Annotated in this window: 1 pseudogene; it reads right to left on the bottom strand. The window is 65.6% G+C overall.

The window, feature by feature from the left end:
• Window positions 1-645 (bottom strand): annotated as a pseudogene (locus A9X04_RS20905) (glycosyl transferase family 1); the annotation flags it as partial.

The raw sequence follows: 645 nt of genomic DNA, 5'->3' as shown, positions 1-645 counted from the left end.
CCCGCCGCGATCCACGATGCGACCTCGTCGTCGGCGTCGGTGGTCAGCTCCATGGTCAGCGACCCCACGAACGGGCGTTGAGCGCCCCACTTCGCCCATTCGGCGGCCAGGCCGGGGAAACAGACCTCGTCATAGGCCTGGATTTCCAGCGACCCGCGTTCGGCGATCCGGCGCGGTGAGGCGACGGTGGCGGTGGGCAGTCCGAGTTCGCGGCGCTGCCGGTCCTCGGCCCTCTTGTTCATCCGCCAACACATCCAGTCGTACACCGCCATCCCGGTACGGACCATCGGCCCGGGCAGTGCCGGAATCAGCTCGCCGTTGGGCCGCATCGGAATGTAATGCAGCGTGGCCATCGGAATGCGGTAGTAGTCGGCGACGTTGATCGCGAGGTCCTGGTAGAGCTGTCCGGTGAAGATCAAATCGGCGCCGGCACCGACCGACATCAGTGACGAGCTCATCAGCTGCCAGTTCCGCAGCACCGGCTCCCATGCGTCGCGCATCAACTTGATGGGCCCGCGCACGAAATTCTTCCAGAAGTCGCGGATGAACTCGTCGCTCCAGAAGTCGTGCATGTCGGGTCCGTAGCCGATGGCCGCCAGGCCTGCTTCCTGCGCGAGCTCAACAAGATTGGGCGGGACGGCCATG

Source organism: Mycobacterium sp. E3247 (genome assembly GCF_001667785.1).
Lineage (GTDB): Bacteria > Actinomycetota > Actinomycetes > Mycobacteriales > Mycobacteriaceae > Mycobacterium.
This window is presented reverse-complemented; position numbering and strand designations above follow the sequence as displayed.